The organism is Paenibacillus methanolicus (genome assembly GCF_008124765.1).
GTDB lineage: Bacteria > Bacillota > Bacilli > Paenibacillales > Paenibacillaceae > Paenibacillus_Z > Paenibacillus_Z methanolicus.
This window is the reverse complement of record NZ_VNHS01000003.1, coordinates 530,993-554,323: the sequence shown is the minus strand read 5'-3', so window position 1 is coordinate 554,323 and position 23,331 is coordinate 530,993. Positions and strand designations below refer to the sequence as shown.

Annotated in this window: 2 protein-coding genes and 1 pseudogene; all 3 read left to right on the top strand. The window is 57.0% G+C overall.

Annotated elements, in window-relative coordinates; all coding sequences use genetic code 11:
• Positions 1-7: 7 nt before the first annotated feature.
• Positions 8-1,291 (top strand): annotated as a pseudogene (locus BCM02_RS36595) (non-ribosomal peptide synthetase); the annotation flags it as partial.
• A gap of 45 nt (positions 1,292-1,336) precedes the next feature.
• Complete coding sequence (locus BCM02_RS36590) at positions 1,337-3,169, top strand: condensation domain-containing protein (protein WP_425466171.1); 1,833 nt, start codon at positions 1,337-1,339, stop codon at positions 3,167-3,169.
• 34 nt (positions 3,170-3,203) lie between these two features.
• The gene (locus BCM02_RS11040) at positions 3,204-23,330 is read left to right on the top strand and encodes a non-ribosomal peptide synthetase (protein ID WP_187434149.1); all 20,127 of its coding nucleotides are present in this window, start codon (positions 3,204-3,206) and stop codon (positions 23,328-23,330) included.
• The last annotated feature ends 1 nt before the right edge of the window (position 23,331 follow it).

The window sequence follows — 23,331 nt, the reverse complement described above, 5'->3', positions numbered from 1 at the left end:
GCAAACCATGCATTCAACTTCCGTCAACATGCCGTTTCCCGGCGACACAACCATTCACCGATGGTTCGAAGAGCAAGTGGTGCGAGCGCCGGAACGCATTGCGGTTATTCACGAGGAAGGCGCTATCACATACGGGGAGCTGAATCGGCGGGCGAACCGGCTGGCCCGCACCTTGAGACAAGCCGGCGTCGGACCGGACCGCATCGTCGCGATCATGACCGACAGATCGCTTGAGATGGTCGTAGGCCTATTCGGCATATTGAAAGCCGGCGGCGCCTACTTGCCGATCGATCCCCGCTATCCGTCGCAGCGGATCCGATTCATGCTGGAGGACAGCCGGGCGGAGCTCCTGCTCGTTAGCGGGAACCCGGCCGTCGATACGGGTGGCGTGAAGACGATCGATCTTCGGTCGGAATCGGCGTACGAGGGAGCGGAGGAAACCGATCTCGAACCGACCGGCAGGGCAACGGATCTGGCCTATGTCATCTATACGTCCGGCTCTACAGGCCAACCCAAAGGCGTGATGATCGAGCATCATTCGGTCATTAACCGGCTTCTCTGGATGCAGCAAGCGTATCCGATCGGAGCGCATGACGTGATTCTCCAGAAAACCCCGTTTTGTTTCGATGTATCCGTCTGGGAGCTGTTCTGGTGGTCCATGGTCGGAGCCAAAGTGTGCATGCTTGTTCCCCAAGGGGAACAAGACGTCGATACGATTATCCGGACGATCGCCAGCCGCCAAGTAACTACGATGCATTTCGTGCCATCGATGCTGTACGCCTTCGTCGATTATGTGGAGACCAATGGGGTGCCGGAAGGCTTGCGTTCCCTACGCCGCGTGTTTGCCAGCGGGGAAGCGCTGCCTGCGCGGCTGGTCAACCGATTCAATCGCCTGATGCGCGCGAACGGAACGGCATTGATCAATTTATACGGTCCGACGGAAGCGACGGTCGACGTTTCTTATTTCGATTGTTCGTCTGAACTCGAATTAGACCTCATCCCGATCGGGAAGCCGATCGACAACATGCGTCTGTATGTCGTGGAGGGGGAGAACCGGTTGATGCCCGTCGGCATGACGGGCGAGCTTTGCATCTCGGGCGTCGGATTGGCCAGAGGATATTTGAATCGCAAGGCATTAACCGAGGAGAAGTTCGTGCCGAATCCGTTCGAGCCGGGTGAGCGAATGTACCGGACCGGAGATCTCGCGCGCGTATTGCCGGACGGGAACATCGAATATTTGGGGCGGATCGACCATCAGGTCAAAATTCGCGGCTATCGGATCGAGCTCGGCGAAATCGAGGCGCGCTTGCATCGGCACCCGTCGATTAAGGAGGCGGTGGTCATCGATAGCGCGGATTCGCAAGGGATGCCATTCTTATGCGCCTATCTCGTCGCTTCGGACGAGGTTTCGACCGTGGATATCAAACGCTATCTATCGGTTGATTTGCCAGAATACATGATTCCCGCCCGCTTCGTGCGTCTGGAACGAATGCCCCTGACGTCCAACGGGAAGCTGGATCGCCGATCGCTGCCAGCGCCGATTGCGGAAAGAGTCGCGGAAGAAAGCTATGCGCCGCCTCGGGACGAAACGGAGTCGTTTCTGGTCGGCCAATGGTCGAATCTGCTGGAAGTCGAAGAGGTCGGCATCCACGATCATTTCTTTGAGCTGGGCGGGAATTCCCTGCAACTTCAACAGTTGAAAATGAACGTTTTCCGTCTGGCCCGCGTCAGCGTATCGATAGCGGACATCCTTCGTCACCCGACGCCGGCGAAGTTGGCGCAGCTGATTCGCGGGCTAGACCGCGAAGAGCCGCCGCCGCCGCTCGAGCGTGTCCCGGCAAAGCCTTACTATCGCCTATCCGACGCGCAAAATCGGATGTACGTGCTGTACGAAATGAACCCGGCAAGCACCATTTGGAATATGCCCGGGGCGATGTCTATTCGGGGGCCGATCGACCGGGACCGACTCGAACGGTGTTTCCGAGAGGTGTTCAGGCGCCATGAAAGCCTGAGAACGTCGTTTGAACGGATCGACGGCCGTCCCGTTCAACGCGTGAGAGACGATTTCGCATTTGAGCTTCTGCACGGTGAAGTCGACGCGGATCAAGTGGACAGGACGCTTGCTTCTTTTATCCAACCTTTTCCATTGCATGCGGCTCCGCTGGTGAGAGCCGGGCTATTTCGAATCGACGAACAGACGCATCTGCTCGTCGTGGACATTCACCATATCGTGTTTGACGGCACGTCTATCGGCATTCTATTCCAAGAGCTCGGCGCCCTCTACAACGCGGAAGCCGGGTTGGAAGCGCCGTATCAATACAAGGATTTCGCCGAATGGGAGCTGGCATGGCGAAGCTCCGCTTCCTATCGGAATCAGGAACGGTTTTGGCTCGATGCGTTCCAGGCGGCGGCGCCCCCATTGCAATTGCCGACGGATTATCCGAGACCGGCTCGGAGAACGACCGAAGGGGAACAGCTTGAAAGGGAGTTCCCGGCCGAGCTGACGGCTTCCTTGCGCAGATTCGCTATCGAAACCGAGACGACGCTATATATGGTCTTAATGGCTTGCTTCAGCATTCTATTAAGCAAGTATTCCGGTCAGGAAGATATCGTCGTCGGTTCCTTCGTGTCGGGAAGAACGCATCCGGATACGACGAATATCGTGGGGATGTTCGTCAACACCTTGCCGATTCGGAGTTATCCCGGCAAAGAAAAAACGTTCAACGATTATGTGATGGAAGTGAAGCAATTTACGCTCGCCGCGCTCGAGAACCAGAATTATCCGTTCGCGGAATTGATTGACCGGTTAAGCGAACAGCCCGGCTGGCATCCCGAGTGGATGCGAGCGATGTTTACTCTGCAGAACACGGAGCATGCGACGCTTACACTCGCGGGCGCGGAAGTCGTGCCGTATCCGATCCGATTCCCGTACGCGGGCATAGATCTCTCCCTCCAAGCGGAAGAAGCCGGCGATCGCTTGCGATTCACGCTCAACTACAGCACGCAGCTGTTCCGCGGACATTCCATGGAGCGTTTGTTCGATCATTATGCCAGGATCGTGGAAGCCGCTATGCGCAATCCCGGCCTTCGCATTCGGGAGCTTTCGCTTGAACCTTCGAACACGCATCTTGAGATGCAGGATTTGGCCGAAGTCACCTTTGATTTTTAAATAAAGCGGCATGCCGCATTCGGAGGTCAGAGTCTTGAACACGAAATACACGCAGCAAATCATGCTGGCAAGCGGAGAGCTGGATGCTGAGAAAGCGTACTGGACGAACAAGTTCGCAGACCGCTCCGCGCTATCCTTTATCCCGATCGACAAGCCGAGCAGTGACCGCGGGGGGACGCGGACGATGTCTTCTTGCGCGGCTGTCTTCGATCCTTCGCTTGCCGGCAAGCTCATCGCGGCCAGCAAAAAATCCGATTACGCCTTGTACATGCTGCTCTTGTCGGGCGTAAAATTCGTGCTTGCCCGGATGATGGGCAGCGGCGACGTTACGGTAGGGATGCCGATTTTCAAACAGAACAAAGCAGTCGCGACGCTGCCGAATACAGCCGTGCTGCTTCGAACGATTATTGACGAGCAGCTTTCATTCCGCCAATATATGAACGCGATTAAGAACACGGTCATGGAAGCGAACCAATCGCAAAACTTTCCGATCGGACTGTTGGCGGAGCTGTTGGAATTGCCGGTCTATGATCCGGACTCTACCCATATCGACACGGTCGTACTGCTCGATTCTGTTCACGATATCGCATATTTACAAGGGTTAACCACCCAGGTCGGCATTCATTTCTCCAGGAAGAGCGAGGGATTGCATCTTCATGTGGATTTCGATGCGCACCTGTATCGATCGGATACGATGGAGCGCTTCTTGCAATATTTGATGCGATACTACGACATGACGATGCGTGATGCCGACATCGCCTTACGCGAGATCGAGATCATCCCGGACGAAGAAATCGGGAAGCTGTTGTCGCTTGCGGGCGCAGCGCCGACGGATTTTCCGGAGCACGCGTTGCTGCAGGAGCTCTTCGAAGCGCAGGCCGAGAAAACGCCGGACCACGCTGCTGTAGAGTTTCAAGACGCGCAATTGACCTATCGGGAGCTGAACGAGCGGGCGAACCAATTGGCCTGGCAATTAAGACGCGAAGGCGTCCTCCCGGATCAGGTCGTCGCGATCATGATGGATCGCTCCCTGGACATGATGATCGGGATCGTGGCGATATTGAAAGCCGGCGGCGCCTACTTGCCGATCGACCCCGGGTACCCGGAGGACCGAATCCGCTTCATGCTGGAAGATAGCGGGGCTAAGCTGCTGCTTGTGTGCAGGAACGACACGGTTGCCCTAGAGAGCGTGAAACGAATCGACCTGTCGGACGACCGTTCGTTCGGGCCGGAGACGACCAATCCGGAGCCCGTCAACACGTCGTCGAACCTTGCGTACATGATCTACACGTCCGGCTCCACGGGAAGGCCTAAAGGCGTCATGATCGAGCATCGTTCGGTATCGAACCGGCTGCATTGGGGACAGAAAGCCTATCCCTTCAACGAAAAGGACGTCATTCTTCAAAAAACGCCGATTAGCTTCGACGTCTCCGTATGGGAATTGTTCTGGTGGCCGCTAGTTGGCGCCCAGTTAATCATGCTGGAGCCAGGTGGCGAGAAAAACGCCAGAACGATCGTCGATGAGATCGCCCGACGCGGCGTAACGGCCATCCATTTCGTTCCGTCGATGCTCAGCTTGTTCGTCGAACATTTGGAGAACGGAGGCAGCCTCGCCGCGATACGAAGCTTGCGCTACGTGTTCGCGAGCGGAGAGGCGCTTCCCGCGGATCTTGCCAATCGCTTTAATCGCCTGCTCGGTGCGAACGGCGCGAGGCTGATCAACCTGTACGGCCCTACCGAAACGACGGTCGAAGTTTCGCATTTCGAGTGCGCGGCCGGACGTGAACATGCTTCGATTCCGATTGGCAAACCGATCGATAACATTCAGCTGCACATCCTGTCAGCGAACGGCCGATTGCAGCCCTTAGGCATGCCGGGGGAGCTGTGCATCGCCGGAGTAGGGCTGGCCAGGGGATATTGGAACCGTCCCGAGCTGACCGAGGAGAAGTTCGTCGCCAATCCGTTCCGGCCGGGGGAGAGAATATACAGAACCGGAGATTTGGCCCGTTGGCGCGAAGATGGCCATGTCGAATATTTGGGCAGGATCGACCACCAAGTGAAGATCCGCGGTTACCGCATCGAGTTGGGAGAGATCGAAGCGCAGCTTCTTACTCATGCTCAGGTCAAGGAAGCCGCGGTGATCGCCCGATCCCATCCGGACGGTCAGCAATACTTGTGCGCTTACGTCGTGATGGACGACGGACTCACGCCCTTCGAGCTGAAGCAGCATCTCTTGGGAGCGATGCCGGAATATATGGTGCCTGCCCACTTCGTGCGCATGGATCGTATGCCGCTTACGCCGAATGGCAAGCTGGACCGCAATCGGCTCCCGGAGCCGGCTCCGGAGGCGGAGACGAGCCTGATCCCGCCAAGGGATGAGCTGGAAATGTCGCTTGCCGGCATATGGTCGCATTTATTGGGCGTGGAAAAAGTCGGCATCCAACATCACTTTTTCGAGTTAGGCGGCCATTCCCTGAAAGCGAACCAGTTGGTGTTCGATATATACCAACAGCATGGCGTGAACGTTCCGCTGCACGTCATATTTGAATATCCGACGATCGAGCTATTGGCGGAATGGATCCGCAAGAACGGTCGCGGTACAGAATGGGAAACGATGGTACAGGCGCCGTCAGCGCCTCATTATCCGGTCTCCGCCGCGCAGCAAAGAATGTTCGTCCTTCAACAGATCGATCCCGCTTCCATCGGCTACCATATTCCGGAAGCGATCCTCGTTCAAGGGGACTTGGATCGCGCGAAGTTCGAGAACGCCTGGCGAACGCTGATCGATCGGCATGAAATTCTTCGGACTTCGTTCGCGATGGTCGATGGCGAGCTCGTTCAAACCGTGGCAGAGTCGATCGAATTTCGGATCGACTATCTGCATTCGAATGGAGAACGCTTGGATATGCTCATCGAACGGTACATGCGTCCCTTTGATCTGGAACGTGCGCCTTTGTTCCGCGTCATGCTTGTGAAGCTTAGCGAAAACGAGCATTGGCTGCTCACGGATTTCCATCACATTATGTTGGACGGCGTATCGATCGGCATCTTGATTCGGGAGTTGTCCGAATTGTATCGGGGGGCAACCTTGGCGCCTCTGCGATTGCAATACAAAGATTTCGCCGTATGGCAGCGAAAGCTGCTGGATTCAGGGGCATTGCAAGCGGAAGAGGACTATTGGATGGGCGAATTTCAGCAAGAGATCCCCGTCTTGTCCTTACCGACGGATTATGCCCGCCCCGCCGTACAAAGCTACATCGGCGACCAAATCCAGTTCGCCGTGAACGGCGACCTGTCGAAAGCATTACAAGCGTTGGCCGCCCAAAGCCAAGTTTCTCTCTATACGCTCCTTCTCGCGGCGTTCAACGTGATGCTGTCCAAGTATGCGGGAGCGGAAGAGCTTGTCGTCGGCTCGCCCGTCGCGGGGCGGACAAGGCCGGAGATGCAAAGCATGATCGGGATTTTCATCAATACCGTCGCGCTTCGCAGCTCGCCGCTAGGCGCCAAGCGATTCGATGCCTATTTGAGGGAAGTCGGGGAGAAGACGCTGCAAGCGCAAGCCCATCCTCACGTTCCTTTTGAGCGAGTCGTGGCGAAGCTGGACATGAGCAAGGATCTAAGCCGCAATCCGTTGTTCGACGTCATGTTCGATTTGCGCGAGGATATGGATTTGACTGCATCGCTCAACCTGGCGAATCTGACGTTCACGCCGCAAAAGTTCGTTTATCCGGTTTCCAAATTCGATCTGACGCTGGAAGCGATCGTAGGACCCGATACCATCGCGTTCGACTTGGAATATTGCACGGCGCTCTTCCGCCGAGAAACGGCTGAAGCCCTGTCAGAACGCTTTATCCATCTGCTGGAACAGATCATCGATCGCCCTCAGGCTCGCCTGGATGAGCTCGAAATCGTGACGCCGGACGAAAGAAATCGGATTCTGCTAGAGTTCAATCAGCCAGGCGCAATAACCGAGGAGCGTAGACCGATCCATCTCGTGTTTGAAGACCAGGTTCGTTCGACGCCCGACGCGGAAGCCATCCGATTCCAAGATCGACGCCTTACGTATCGGGCGTTAAACGAGAAAGCGAACCAACTCGCGAGGAAGCTTAGAAAGCACGGCGTTGTTCCGGACGCCATCGTGGGAATATTCGTGCAGCCTTCACCCAACATGATTGTCGCCATGCTCGCCGTGTTGAAAGCGGGAGGCGCTTATTTGCCGATTGACCCGGAATACCCGGCGGAACGGGTGCAGGTCATGCTCGAAGACAGCGGGGCGGCCTTGATCGTAACGGAGAACGCGACGGGCGGGAAGATTTCATTCCCGGGAGAGCGAATCAACCTCGACGAAGCGTCGTTCCAGGATGAACATGCGGACGACCTGGTATGGGAAGGGTCAAGCCGCGACTTGGCTTACTTGATCTATACGTCAGGTTCCACGGGCCAACCGAAGGGCGTCATGATCGAACACGGAAGCCTGTCGGGATACGTTGACGCTTTTCAACGCGAGTTCAACCTGTCCGCCGACGATCGCGTCTTGCAGCAAGCTTCCATCTCCTTCGATACGTCCGTGGAAGAGATTTATCCCGCCTTGGCAGCAGGCGCGACGATCGTCATGTTGTCCAAAGACGAGTTATTATCGCCGAACAGGCTTGTCTCCGAAATCGTTAATCAACAAGTGAGCGTCGTCTCGTGTTCGCCTCTGCTGTTGAACCAGCTGAACCAGCTGCTGACGAAGCATCAAATAAGACTGTTCATCTCCGGCGGTGACGTGCTGCTGCCGAGCTATTATAGCAACCTGCGCGCTTCGGACGTCTACAACACTTATGGCCCGACGGAAGGCACCGTGTGCGCAACCTATCATAAATGCACGCACGATGAGGAGACGCCCATCCCGATCGGCCAACCGGTATGGAATAAAAGGGTGTATATTCTCGATCACGCGCAAAATCCGCAGCCAATCGGCGTTCCGGGCGAACTATGCATCGCGGGCGAAGGGCTGGCGCGGGAGTATCGGAACCGACCGGAGCTGACGGCGGAGAAATTCGTCGCCGACCCGTTCGAGCCCGGTCAACGGATGTACCGGACAGGCGATTGGGCACGCTGGCGAGAGGACGGCAGCATCGAGTACTTGGGCCGAATGGACGACCAAGTGAAAATCCGCGGCTATCGAATCGAGCTCGGCGAGATCGAGGCGGCCCTTCTCAGCCACTTGTCTGTCCGAGAAGCGGTCGTCGCGGCGCGGGAAGATGCGGAAGGGCAAAAGACGCTTTGCGCCTATATCATTCCGGATGGGCAGCTGAAGATGACGGATGTGCGCGCTTATCTGGCTGAACGGCTGCCTGTCTATATGGTACCAACCTACATGGTAGCCTTGGAAAGGCTGCCGCTGACGAGCAGCGGCAAAGTCGACCGGAAGGCGCTGCCGAGCCCTCGGGAAACGGCGAAGAAGGAGGCCGTTTATCTAGCGCCGCGCAGCGAGATGGAACGGAAGCTCGCGGGAATTTGGGAGGACGTGCTGGGCGTTCCGCGAATCGGACTGGCGGACAATTTCTTCGAAGCGGGCGGCCATTCGTTGAAAGCGATGACGCTGCTGTCGCGCGTCCATCAGGCGTTCGCCGTCGAGATTCCGCTGCGGGCGCTGTTCACCTCCCCGACGCTCGAAGGATTCGCCGCTGCCATTCAGGAGGCGAATGAGAGCCGATTTGCATCGATTTCACCTGCTCCGGAACAGGCCTATTACCCGGTCTCCTCGGCGCAAAAGAGACTGTACGTCCTCCAGCAGATGGAAGAAACCGGAACGGCGTACAACATTTCGAGCGCGCTGCGAATTGAAGGTGAATTGGATCGCAGCCGCCTGGAGCAAGCCTTCCAAAGCGTGGTTCGGCGTCACGAGGTGCTGCGTACGAGCTTCGAGATCGCGGAAGGAGAGCCGGTACAGCGGGTGCATGAAGAAATCCGCCTCGACATCGAGGGCTTGGGAAGCGCGGCGGGAGCGGAGCTGGCGGCTCGCGCGGCGGCGTTCGTCCGTCCGTTCGACTTGAGCAAGGCGCCGCTCATGCGAGTCGGCTTGATCCAGGAGGACGAACAGCGGCATGTCATGCTGCTGGACATGCACCATATCGTGTCGGACGGCGTTTCGAGCCATTGGTTCTCGCAAGAGGTATTGGCTTTGTACCATGGAAGCCCGTTGTATCCTCTGCCGCTGCAATACAAGGATTTTGCCGTATGGGAGCAGCAATGGCGCAAGTCGGATGGCTATTATAAGCAGCAAGCATTCTGGAGGGAGCAATTAGACGGCGGTCTCCCGGTGCTCCGAATGCCGACGGATTTCAGCCGGCCGAAGACGAGACGGTATGAAGGCAGCGAGCTCACTTTTGCATTCGAGGCCGAAGACGTCCGTCGCTTGCAGCGTCTCTCTCAAGAACGAAACACGACGATGAACGCGCTGCTGCTTGCTATTTACGCGATCGCGTTAAGCCGATACAGCGGGCAAGACGAAGTGGTCGTCGGATCGACGGTCGCGGGCAGGCAACATGCGGATCTGGAGCGCATGATCGGCGTATTCATGAACTTCCTGCCGATTCGCATCGGAGTCAACGAGAATCAGCCGTTCCTGGACTTCCTGGCGCAAGCTTCATCGGCTATCTTAGCGTGCTACGAAAACCAGGATTACCCGTTCGATCACATGGTAGCGGATCGGAAACAGAAGCCGGATTCTACCCGAAATCCGTTGTACGATACGATGCTTATTTTCCATAACGAGCACCATGCCGATGGATTCGAGTACGGCGGACTGAACGTATCTCTATACGAATTAAACGTGCAAACGAGTTCACTCGATTTCAAGCTGGACGTGTACGTTGGCGGGAACGAATCGGATATGCAGGGCGTGCTGCAATACCGTACGGATCTGTTCCGCGAAGCAACGATGCGACAATTCGCCGTTCATTTCGGGCAGTTGATTCACGAGGTTGCAGCGAATCCGAACGTCTTGCTTGCCGATATATTGCCGTTCACGCCCCAGGAACAAGCGGAGCTTGAAGAGAAGTGGAAGCGCAGCGATCGGAAACCTGACGTGACGGAGTCCGGTTTGCACCCATGCCTGGCGATCAGCGCGACCTTTACGGCCGAGCCGATCGAACATTATGTGAAGTATTGGGCGAACGTCCACAACTTGCCGGTGAATGTCCGGTTCGCGGGCTACAATCAGGTGTTTCAAGAGCTTCTCGATCCAGCGAGCCTGTTGTCGGAAAATACGGGCGCGAACGTGCTGCTCGTCCGCTTCGAGGATTGGCTGCGCGAGGATACGCTATCGGAGGCGCAGCAGCTCGACAAGCTGGAGAGCACGTATGAGCAGCTGCTTCATGCGCTGCGAAACAAACCGAAAGCTGTCCCCTATTTTGTAAGCGTGTTTCCGGTGTCGACGCATGTAGGGCTATCGGATGCCGTTATCGGTCGCATCGCTCGTTTGAATACGCAGTGGCTGAGCGATTTGGCCGCCATGCCGAGCGTATACGGGGTCGATCTCCAAGATCTGGCCGAAAATTACGGGATTCGCGAGCCTTTCGACGCCCTGACGGATCGGATGGGACATGTGCCGTTTAGCGAAGCTTACAATGCCGCATTGGGGACTGCGATTGCCAGACAGTGGGTGGCATGGAGCAAACAGACGTTCAAGGTCATTGTACTGGATTGCGATCAGACGTTGTGGAGCGGCGTTTGCGGCGAAGACGGAGGCCTGGGCGTCTCCATCGCAGAGCCTTATGCCGAACTGCAGCGGTTTATGGTGGAGAAAAGCAAAGAAGGCCTGCTTTTGGCGCTCGCCAGCAAAAATGCCGAAGCTGACGTGTGGGACGTTTTCGATCGTCATCCCGGCATGATCCTGCAAAGAGAACACGTCGCGGCGTGGAGAATCAATTGGGGAACGAAGCCGGAATCCTTGCGGGAACTGGCGAAGGAGCTGAATTTGGGCCTCGACAGCTTCATCTTCGTCGACGATAATCCGATGGAATGCAGCCTCATGATGTCGCAATGCCCGGAAGTGCTGACGCTTCAATTGCCGCGCGATCCGAATCAGATTCCTTCGTTCCTCAAGCATGTGTGGGCTTTCGATCGAATGAAGGTCACGAACGAGGATCGTCTGCGCACGGAGATGGTTGCCGCAGAGCGTCAGCGCAAAGCCATGCAATCGGATGATCTGTCGCTGGACGAATTTCTGTCAGGCTTGCAGCTGGAAGTAAGCGTCCGCCGCATGACCGAACGCGAAGCGGATCGGGCATCGCAGCTGACGCAACGAACGAATCAATTCAATCTGAATGGCGTGCGCAGGACGGAAACCGAAATCCGCATGTTGGCGAACGATCCCGCTTACCAGTGCCGGATCGTCGAAGCGCGGGATCGGTTCGGCACGTACGGCATCGTCGGTCTTCTGACCGTCAAGGTGGAGGAAGAGAGCGCGACGATCGATACGTTCCTGCTGAGCTGCCGCGTGCTGGGCAAACGCGTGGAGGACGCCATGATGGCGGCAATCAAGCAGATCTGCATGGATCACGATGTAGCCACGCTCGGGGCTCTGTATATACCGACTGGCAAAAATATGCCGATTACGGCGTTCATCAAGCGGAGCCAGTGGAGAGCGTTGGATCCAAGAGACGGCTTTACCCGCTATGAAGTGCCTTTGCAGCTTCTTGCCGACAACGTCGAGCATCTGACGTTAACGTTCGGCGAATGGCCTTCTTCGGCTCCCGCGGATCATGGATCGACCGAGTACGATCATAAGAGCGTAAATCGAGACGATATGACGAGGATTTCGGACTCTCTCCAGAATTCCGGTTTGCAGACGAACGAATGGGAAATCAACTTGATTCAAGAGAGCCGGTTGCTTCATTTGTCCCACTATTCCTCGCTGGCCTGCCATACGCCGGAGAAATTGGTTCAATTACCGGTATCGCAAGTCATGCCTGGGCAGGACGTCCCGAGGGTGTATACCGCCCCTCAGAACGAGCTGGAGCGGAAACTCGCGGGAATTTGGGAGGACGTGCTGGGTGTTCCGCGCATCGGACGGTCGGACCATTTCTTCGAAGCCGGCGGCCAATCGCTGAATGCGATTACGCTGCTGTCGCGCATCCATCAGGCGTTCGCCGTCGAGATTCCGCTGCGGACGCTGTTCGCCGCCCCGACGCTCGAACAACTCGCCTCCGCCATTCAAGAGGCGAACGCGAGCCAATTCTCATCGATTTCACCTGCTCCGGAACGGGCCTATTATCCGGTATCTTCGGCGCAAAAGAGGCTGTACGTGCTCCAGCAGATGGAAGAAACCGGAACGGCGTATAACATTCCGAGCGCGCTGCGCATCGAAGGGGAATTGGACCGCAGCCGCCTGGAGCAAGCCTTCCAAGACTTGATTCGGCGGCACGAGGTGCTGCGAACGAGCTTCGAGATGGTCGAAGGAGAGCCGGTACAGCGGGTGCGCGAAACCTTCCGCCTCGACCTCGAGGATTTGGGCACGGCGTCGGAAGAGGAACTTGCGGCTCGCGCGGCGGCGTTCGTCCGTCCGTTCGACTTGAGCGCGGCGCCGCTCGTGCGGGTCGGCTTGATCAAGCAGGACGAGCGGCGGCACGTCATGCTGCTGGACATGCACCATATCGTGTCGGATGGCGCTTCGGCCAACCGGTTCTCGCAAGAGATATTGGCTTTGTACCATGGAAGCCCAATGCGCCCATTGCCGCTGCAATACAAAGACTTTGCCGTATGGGAGCAGCAATGGCGCAGGTCGGATGGCTATTATAAGCAGCAAGCATTCTGGAGGGAGCAGTTAGACGGCGGTCTCCCGGTGCTGCGAATGCCGACGGATTTCAACCGGCCGAAGACGAGACGGTACGAAGGCAGCGAATTCGCTTTTGCATTCGCCGCAGATGACGTCCGTCGCTTGCAGCATCTGGCTCAAGAACGAGGCACGACGATGAACGCGCTGCTGCTTGCTCTATACGCGATTGCGTTGAGCAAATACAGCGGGCAAGACGAAGTGGTCGTCGGATCGACGGTTGCGGGCAGAAAACATGCGGATTTGGAAAATATGATCGGCGTATTCATGAACTTCCTCCCCATTCGCATCGGAGTCAACGCGAATCAATCGTTCCTGGACTTCCTGGCGCAAGCTTCATCGGCGATAATAGCGTGCTATGAAAACCAGGATTACCCGTTCGAGCAAATGGTCGCGGATAGAAATACGAAATGGGATGCTGCCCGTAATCCCCTGTACGATACGATGCTCCTCTTCCATAACGAACGGAAACCTAACGGGATGGAATATGGCGATCTGTTGGTAGCTCCCTATGAATTACACGGGGAGACGAGTGCACTGGATTTCAAGCTGGATGTGTTCTATGGGGAGCACGAATCGGATCTGCAGGGAATTCTGCAGTACCGCACCGATCTATTCCGCGAAGATACCATGCGACAATTCACCGTTCATTTGGGGCAGTTGATTCACGAGGTTGCGGCGAATCCAATGATGGCGCTTGCCGATCTGCTGCCGTTCACGCCCCAGGAACAAGCGGAGCTCGAACAGAAGAGAATGCGAAATGGCGGGAATCCTGGTCCTGGCGATACGGGGTCCGGTATGCTTCCTTGCATGGCGATCAGCGCGACATTCACGGCCGAACCGCTCGAAAATCATTTGAAATACTGGGCGAACGTCCATCATCTGCCGGTCCATGTCCGGTTCGCGGGCTACAATCAGGTGTTCCAGCAGCTTCTCGATCCAGCGAGCCTGTTGTCGGAAAATACGGGCGCGAACGTGCTGTTGGTCCGCTTCGAGGATTGGCTGCGCGAGGATACTCTATCGGAGGCGCAGCAGCTCGACAAGCTGGAGAGCACCTATGAACAGCTGGTGCGCGCTTTGCGGAACAAGTCCAAAACGGTCCCGTATTTTGTAGGCGTATTTCCGGTGTCGACGCATGTAGGGCTTTCGGACACCGTTATCGATCGCATATCGCGGTTGAACGCGCAGTGGCTTCGCGAATTGGCCGCCATGCCGAGCGTTTACGGGGTTGATCTCAACGATTTGGGCGATGTATACGGAATTATCGAGCCTTTTGACGCCTTAACGGATCGGATGGGACATCTTCCGTTTAGCGAGGCTTACAATGCCGCATTGGGGACTGCGATTGCCAGACAATGGGTGGCATGGAACAAGCAGACGTTCAAGGTGATTGTGCTGGATTGCGACCAGACGCTGTGGAGAGGCGTTTGCGGCGAAGATGGAGGACTTGGCGTCTCCATTGAGGGGCCTTATGCCGAATTGCAGCGGTTTATAATGGAGAAAAGCAAGGAAGGCCTGCTTTTGGCGCTCGCCAGCAAAAATGCCGAAGCCGACGTGTGGGACGTTTTCGATCGTCATCCTGACATGATATTGAAAAAAGAACACATCGCGGCGTGGAGAATCAATTGGGAATCGAAGCCGGAATCATTGCGAGAACTGGCGAAGGAGCTAAATTTGGGCCTCGACAGCTTCATCTTCGTGGACGACAATCCGATGGAATGCAGCCTCATGATGGCGCAATGCCCGGAAGTGCTGACCCTTCAGCTGCCGTCGGATCCGGAGCAGATTCCTTCGTTCCTCAGACATGTGTGGGCTTTCGATCGAATGAAGGTCACGAACGAGGATCGTCTGCGCACGGAGATGGTTGCCGCAGAACGACAGCGCAAAGATATGCAGTCGCAAGATCTGTCGCTGGACGAATTTCTGTCGGGTTTGCAGCTGGAAGTAAGCGTGCGCACCATGACCGAACGTGAAGTGGACCGGGCATCGCAGCTGACGCAGCGAACGAATCAATTCAATCTGAATGGCGTGCGAAGAACGGAAAACGAAATCTGCCTGTTGGCGAACGATCCCGCTTACCATTGCCGGATCGTCGAAGCAAGGGATCGGTTCGGCACGTACGGAATCGTCGGTCTGCTTACCGTCAAGGTGCAAGAAGGGAACGCGACGATCGATACGTTCCTGCTGAGCTGCCGCGTATTGGGCAAACGCGTCGAGGAGGCCATGATGGCGGCAATCAAGCAGATTTGCCTGGATCACGATGTGTCCGCGCTCGATGCCTTGTATATTCCGACAGGCAAAAATATGCCGCTTGCGGCGTTCATCAATCGGAGCAAGTGGAGAGCATTGGGTCAACGGGACGGCTTTACCCGCTATGAGGTGCCTTTGCAGCTTCTAGCCGACAATGTCGAGCATCTGACGTTAACGCTCGGCGAATGGCTTCGTTCTTCGGCTCCGGCGGACCAGGCACCGTCCGAACGCGACGTGAAGAACGAACAACGGCTGGATATCGCGAGCCCTACGGATGCGATTCGAAAGGCAGGCTTGAAGTCGAACAAATGGGAAATCCATTTGATTCAGGAGAGCAGCTTGCTTCATTTGTCCTACTATTCCTCGTTGGCCTGCCATACGCCGGCGAAATTATTGCAATTGCCCGTGTCGCAAATCGTGCATGGTCAGGAAGCAGGCAAGGCGTATCTCGCTCCGCGCGGCGAGGTAGAGCGGAAGCTCGCGGGAATCTGGGAGGACGCGCTTGGCGTTCCGCGCATCGGACGGACGGACAACTTCTTCGAAGCCGGCGGCCAATCGCTAAGTGCGATTACGCTGCTGTCGCGCATCCATCAGGCGTTCGCCGTGGAGATTACGCTGCGGGAGCTGTTCGCATCTCCGACGCTCGAACAATTGGCCGCCGCGATCCTATCGGCAGGCGCGAGCCAATACGTTCCGCTTGCGCCCGCTCCGAAGCAAGACTATTACCCGGTATCTTCGGCGCAGAAGAGACAGTACGTGTTGCAGCATTTGGAAGAGATTAGCACGGCGTACAACATGCCGATCGCGCTTCGCGTCGAAGGCGAGCTGAATCGCGCCCGTCTGGAGCAAGCCTTCCAGAGCTTGGTAGAGCGGCATGAAGTGCTGCGGACGAGCTTCGAGATGGTCGAAGGAGAGCCGGCACAGCGGGTGCGCGAAGCCATCCGCTTCGAACTCGAAGATTTGGGCTCGGCAACCGAAGAAGAGCTTGCGGCGCGTGCCGCGTCGTTCGTACGTCCGTTCGACTTGAGCGTCTCGCCGCTCGTGCGGGCCGGCTTGATCAAGATGAATCAACGGCAGCATGTGCTGCTTGTAGACATGCACCATATCGTGTCGGATGGCGTCACGAACGGCATTCTCGTTGAAGATTTCATGGACTTATACGACGGAAAGACCTTAACGCCGCTGCGCTTGCAGTACAAAGATTACGCGGCGTGGCAGCAGAACTTCAATAACGGCGAGGAGATGCGCAGGCAGCGCGAATATTGGCATCGTACGTTCGCCGGCGAAATTCCCGTCCTGAACTTGCCGCTGGATCATGCGCGCCCTGTCTCTAGGCAATTCACGGGAGGGAAGCTGTACTTTACGCTATCCACTGAAGTCGGGGAACGCGTCAAGCGGTTGGCCGTGGAGCGCGGAGCGACGATGTACATGGTGCTGTTGGCCGCCTATAACGTGCTCCTCTACAAACATACCGGGCAGACGGACATCGTCGTCGGAAGCCCGATCGCGGCGAGGACGCACGCGGATACGACGCGGATGGCGGGATTGTTCGTCAATACGCTGGCCATGCGCAACCGACCGGAAGGCAGCCAAAGCTTCCTGGCGCTGCTGGAGACGGTCAAGGCGAACGCGCTCGCAGCCTACGAGAATCAGGACTACCCGTTCGAGCTGCTCGTAGAGACGCTTCACGTTCAGCGCGATTTAAGCCGTAACCCGCTGTTCGACACGATGTTCGCGATGCAAAACATGGAGGTCCCGTCGCTGGAACTGGAAGACGTTCGCGTGACGCCCTATGAATGGGGACATGCCGTCGCCAAAATGGATTTGACGTTGAACGCCGCGGAGGAAGAAGACGGTCTGCACTTTAGCCTGGAATACGACGCCAAGCTGTGGGAGCCGGAGACGATGCGGCGCATGGCGGATCATTTCTGCAACATCGTGCGGGAAGCAACCACGAACCCGGCACGGCCGCTGAGCGAGCTGAAGATGTTAAGCGCCGCGGAAGAACGGCAACTTCTCGTCACGTTCAATGATACGCGAACCGATTATCCGACAGACAAAACGATTACCTCGCTGTTCGAGGAGCAAGCGGCGCGAAATCCCGATCGGGTCGCTGTCGCAAGCGGCGGCGAGACGGTCACCTACGGAGAGTTGAACAGAAGGGCGAACCGATTGGCGCGGATACTGCGGGATAAAGGCGCCCAAGCGGATCGGCCGGTCGGCATGATGATCGAGCGTTCTGTTGATATGGCAGTCGGTCTTCTCGCGATACTAAAGGCCGGCGGCGCCTACGTGCCGATCGACCCGGATTATCCGGCCGACCGGATCCGGTACATGCTGAGCGACAGTCAGGCTAAGCTGCTGCTCACGCAATCGCGCTTCGTTAATGACGTGCAATTTTCCGGAGAAGTAGTGGATGTCGCGCTTTGGAATGAGGGAGAAGCGAGTGCCGAGGCTGGCGATTTGCCGCCTGTTCACGATTCGCGTCATTTGATGTACGTCATCTATACGTCCGGTTCGACCGGGAATCCGAAAGGAGTCATGATCGAGCACCGTTCCGTCGTCAATTTCATGCAAGGGATGAAGGAAGCGCTGCAGACGAGCGCCGGCCATACGTTTTTGTCGCTTACGACGGTGTCGTTCGATATCTTTGCGCTGGAACTGTTTTTGCCGCTTTGTTACGGGATGAAGTGCGTCATCGCCGCGAAACAGGAAGTGGAAGACGTGAAGCTCGAGGAGGTGGTCCTGCTCCATGGGGTGGATGTCATGCAGACGACGCCTTCCCGGATGCAGATGATCATGCAGTCGGAGCCGCGAAATTGGTTACGACAGGTCAATAAAATATTGATCGGCGGAGAGGCATGCCCAAGCGACCTGATCAAATTGATCAGAGACCATACCGACGCGCGGCTGTTCAACGTCTACGGACCGACCGAAACCACGATTTGGTCTACTGTTTATGAGATTCAGGATGACCGCATCTGCATTGGCTCGCCGATCGCAAACACGCAGGCTTATATCGTAGATAGCCGCAATCAGCTGCTACCGATCGGCGCGACGGGTGAGCTTTGCATCGGCGGCGATGGCGTAGCGCGCGGGTATATGAACCGACCGGAGCTGACCGCGGAGAAGTTCGTGGATAATCCGTTCGTGCCGGGTTCGCGAATGTATCGGACCGGCGACCTTGCCCACTGGCTGCCGGATGGCCGGCTCGCTTACGTCGGCCGACTCGACCATCAAGTGAAAATCCGCGGCTACCGGATCGAAACCGGGGAAATCGAAGCGCGGCTGCTGGCGCACGAGCGCGTGCGGGCGTGCTCGGTTATCGCCATCCAGGAAGACAACGGGAGCAAGGCGCTGGGCGCGTATGTGGTGCCGGAGGGCGATGAGCAGCCGGAAGCTGCCGAGCTGCGAAGCTGGCTGGGGCAAAGCTTGCCATCCTACATGATTCCGAGCTTCTTCGTCTATCTGGCAAGCATGCCGCTGACGCCGAGCGGGAAGCTGGACCGCAAGGCGTTGCCGCGTCCGCAGCAATCGCTGTTATCGGAGGACGCGGATGCATTCGCGGAGCCGCGGGATTCAAGCGAAGCGGCGCTGGCGCGTATATGGGAAGAGGTGCTGGGCGCCCAACGCGTTGGCGTACATGACGATTTCTTCGCGCTGGGCGGTCACTCGTTGAAGGCGATGAGCCTCGCGGCGCGCTTGCATCAAGAGCTGCATGTGGAAGTGCCGCTGCGCGATCTGTTCACGCACCCGACGCTGGAGACGATGGCGGCTCATATCGGGAAGTTGGCAAGCAGCGCGTATGTGGCGATTGAGCCCGTGGCGGAGCAGCCGTATTACCCGTTATCGTCGGCGCAGAAACGACTGTACGTGCTCGGACAGCTCGAAGGGTTGAACACGAGCTATAACATGCCGAGCGTATACCGGCTACGCGGCCCTTGGAACAGGGGACGGCTGACGGCGGCGTTCGAAGGTATGCTGCGGCACCATGAAGCATTGCGCACCTCGTTCGCGAGCGTGGATGGAGAGCCTGTCCAGCAGGTGCATGCGACCGTACCGTTTGCTCTTGAGGAGCTGACGATCGATCACCCCGATAGCGAGCATGCACGCCAGCAACAGATCGACCGATTCGTGCGGCCGTTCGACCTCAGCCAGGCTCCGCTGCTGCGGGCCGGATTAGTGCCGTTGTCGGCGGACGAAGCGATTATGCTCGTCGACCTGCACCATATTGTCGCGGACGGCGTGTCGCTGGAGCTGTTCGTCGAAGAGTGGATGCAGCTGTATCGGGGCGAGACGCCGACTTCGACGCGTATCCAGTACAAAGACTACGCCTCATGGCAGCAGCGGCAGCTGAATGGAGAGCGGATGCGGCGTCAGGAAGCCTACTGGTTACGGCAGCTCGGCGGAGAACTGCCGGTGCTGAACTTACCGACGGACTTCCCTCGCCCGGCGCTGCAAAGCTTCGCAGGCAACCGCGTGGGGATGAACCTGTCGAGCAAGCTGACCGAATCGCTTATGCAGCTATGCGCGAAAGAAGGCATCACGACAAGCATGGCGCTGCTGGCGACGTATCAGGTGCTGCTGTCCCAATATAGCGGTCAAACGGACGTGATCGTCGGAATGCCGATCGCGGGAAGACCGCATGCGGACTTGGCGCGGATGATCGGGATGTTCGTGGGCACGCTGACGCTCCGGGGCCGACCGGAAGGCGACAAGACGTTCCTGTCGTTCGTCCGGGAAGTGAAAGAACGTTCGCTGGAGGCGTACGAGAATCAGGATTATCCGTTCGAGCAGCTCGTGGAGAAGCTCGTCCTGACGCGCGATATGAGCCGCAATCCGGTGTTCGACGTGCTGTTCGTGATGCAGAACACGGAGCAGGGAACTCCCCGCGAGCGAATCGCCGAACTGGAAATCGCCCCGGTTACGTTCGAGCAACGGGTGTCCAAGTTCGACTTGTCGCTGGAGGCGGTGCAGAGAGATACGATTGAACTTGAGCTGGAATATGCGACCGCGCTGTTTACGGAGGAGACGGCCACGCGGATGCTCGGTCACTTCGTCCAATTGCTGGAGCAGCTCGTAGAGCAGCCGACGCTCCGACTGGCGGAGCTTACGCTTCTATCGGCAACGGAGCGCGAACGCGTGCTGGAGCAGTTCAACGACACGAAAGCGGACTATGCGCGGGAGCAGACGATTCACGGTCTGTTCGAGGAGCAAGCGGCGCGAACGCCAGACCGGATAGCCGTCGTGTCCGGCGGAGCGCAGCTGACCTACGCAGCGCTCAACGCAAGATCCAATCAGCTGGCGAGAATACTGCGCGCCGAAGGCGTAAAGGCGGACACGCTCGTCGGCATCCTCGCCGACCGCTCGCCGGAAATGGTCGTCGGGCTGCTCGCCATATTAAAAGCCGGCGGAGCGTTCGTACCGATCGATCCGTCTTATCCGGCCGAGCGGATTCAATACATGCTGGAACATTGCGCGGCTCCGGTCGTGCTCGTGAACAAGGAAACGCAGCAGCTCCTTCCCGTCCATTATCAGGGAGAGGCGATTGATCTTGACGCTTCTGACGCAGACGATGGTATCGCCAACCTGGCATCGGCGAGCGGACCGGAGCATCTGCTGTACGTCATCTATACGTCGGGCACGACGGGCAAACCGAAAGGCGTGCTGCTCGAGCATCGTAACCTGGTCAATCTGATCCATGATCAGCAGCAGAAGTCCGGCATCCCGTTCCACGGCAAAGTATTGCAAAGTACAAGCATGAGCTTTGACGTCTGCTATCAGGAAATCTTCTCGACGCTGCTTTCGGGCGGAGAGCTGCACGTAGTCGGACCGAAGATCAAAATGGATCAGCATCGTCTGCTGGACTATGTGAACACCGAGAGCATCGAGGTCGTCCTGCTGTCTACGTCGTATTTGAAGTTTCTGTTCGGCGGGAGCGCGAAGCCTCATCTGACTTCGGTGACGCATCTCGTAACCGCGGGGGAACAGCTCATTATCAGCGACACGCTAAGAGCTTTCCTGCAAGAAAGCGGGGTTACCCTTCATAATCACTACGGGCCTTCGGAGACGCATGTCGTGACGACGTACACGATGCACCCGGGTCGGCCGATTCCGGAAATTCCGCCGATCGGCACGCCGATCCACAATACGCAAATCTGGATCGTCAGCCCGACGAATCAGCTGCTGCCGGTCGGCATCGTCGGCGAGCTGTGCGTATCCGGAGATGCGGTGGGAAGAGGTTATCTTCATCTGCCTGAGCTGACCGCCGAGAAGTTCGTTCAACATCCGTTTATCCCGGCTGCCCGCATGTACCGAACAGGCGACCTGGCACGTTGGCGCAATGACGGCACGCTTGAATATGTCGGCCGGATCGATCATCAGGTCAAAATTCGCGGATACCGCATTGAAATCGGCGAAGTCGAGGCGGCGCTCCTTGACCATGAGCCTATTCGCGAAGCCGTCGTCCTTGCGCATGAGGAGGCGAACGGGCAGAAAGCGTTATGCGCGTATGTCGTTGCCCGAACGGGGGAGACGCTTGCCGCGGCTAATCTGCGCGCCTACTTGGGAAAAACCTTGCCCGAATACATGATTCCGACGTATTTCGTGCAATTGGAGCAGCTCCCGCTTAACCATAATGGCAAAGTCGACCGCAAGGCGCTTCCGAGGCCTGAAGTCGAGCTGCAAGGCACGACCGCGTACGCGGCTCCGCGCAACCGAACCGAGCAGACGCTCGCGCTCATCTGGCAGGAAGTGCTCGGCATGGATCAAGTCGGCATACACGACGGGTTTTTCGACCTCGGCGGACATTCGCTTAAGGCGATTCAAGCGGTAGAGAAGGCGCGAAGGCATCATTTGGAGTTTTCTTTACGGGATATGATGGAGCACAAGACGATAGCTGCGCTTACGGAGCATGTCTTGAAGGACGCGACGACGAACGAAGGACACAGACAATACAATCCATCGTTCGACAGGCCGAGAGAGTACCCGTATTATTATCCGTGCTCCTACGGGGCCGTGATGGAAAAGTTGAATTACGAGCAGCGAATCGGCCTTCCGAAGAGCTACATTTCGAATTCCAGGGGAGAAGGCCAGATCTTCTACCGATTCCGCAATAAGCAGCAAGAGGATCGGATCGTATATCCGTCCACGCAAACCTACTTGGGTCATATCTTGCGGCTTCCCGATATTTTCGAAGATATGAATGTGGAATTCCGCACGGTAACCTTCGACGAAGAGACGGAAGCGCTGGCGTGGTGCGCGGAGAAGCTGCAGAAGGGCGAAGTCGTCATCGTGAACGGGACGACGTATTACTTGCCGTACTCGCAAGACTATCATCTTCCTGTAGAGCAGTGGCTGAACGTGCTGGATCGGAGCATGAATGACGACCTGGGATTAGGCCGTTCTCACGTCTATACGCTCGTGGATATGCTGGAGGACGAGTGTATCGTCTATGACAGCACCTTCCGTTATTTCGGCGCGATCAGTATGGATGATTTCAAACGATCCATCGCCGGAATAGGGAAGATGGCGTTCATCCATCACCCCGCCCAGTCCACCGTCGACCCTTATCAGTTCATGGAGGTCGTAACGGAGAACGTGAAGCCGCTCGACATGCGGACGTACGGAACTGAGCTGCTGCTGCGTAACATAGACGCTTACCTGCGTTCACATACCCGTCAAATCGAGGAGAACGACGAGCCGTACACGTTAGTTGTCGGATTGGACGCGATACTCCGTCTCGTTCATACGATCGAAGACTTCGCTTTCTCGAGTGCCGACGAATTGGCCGCGCTTGTTTCGTTCTTGGGTGAAATGACGAACGCATGGAAATACAGGCTGCACTTCATGAATGACTTAATTGTAGATTTGCAAGAGCGCCATGAGTACGAAGGCATGAATCTCTATTTGCCGGAAGCGATTGCGAACCTATCTGCAATATCCTCGACGTGCAAGACGATAGCTGGGGAGCAATTGGCGACATACCCGGCGCAAATCGCCGCGCGGTTGCATGACATCCATTTCGAGCTCAAGCAGTACTTCGAGGACGTGCGGTCCGTCTTGATAAGCAGAACGTTAAGTTGTTAAT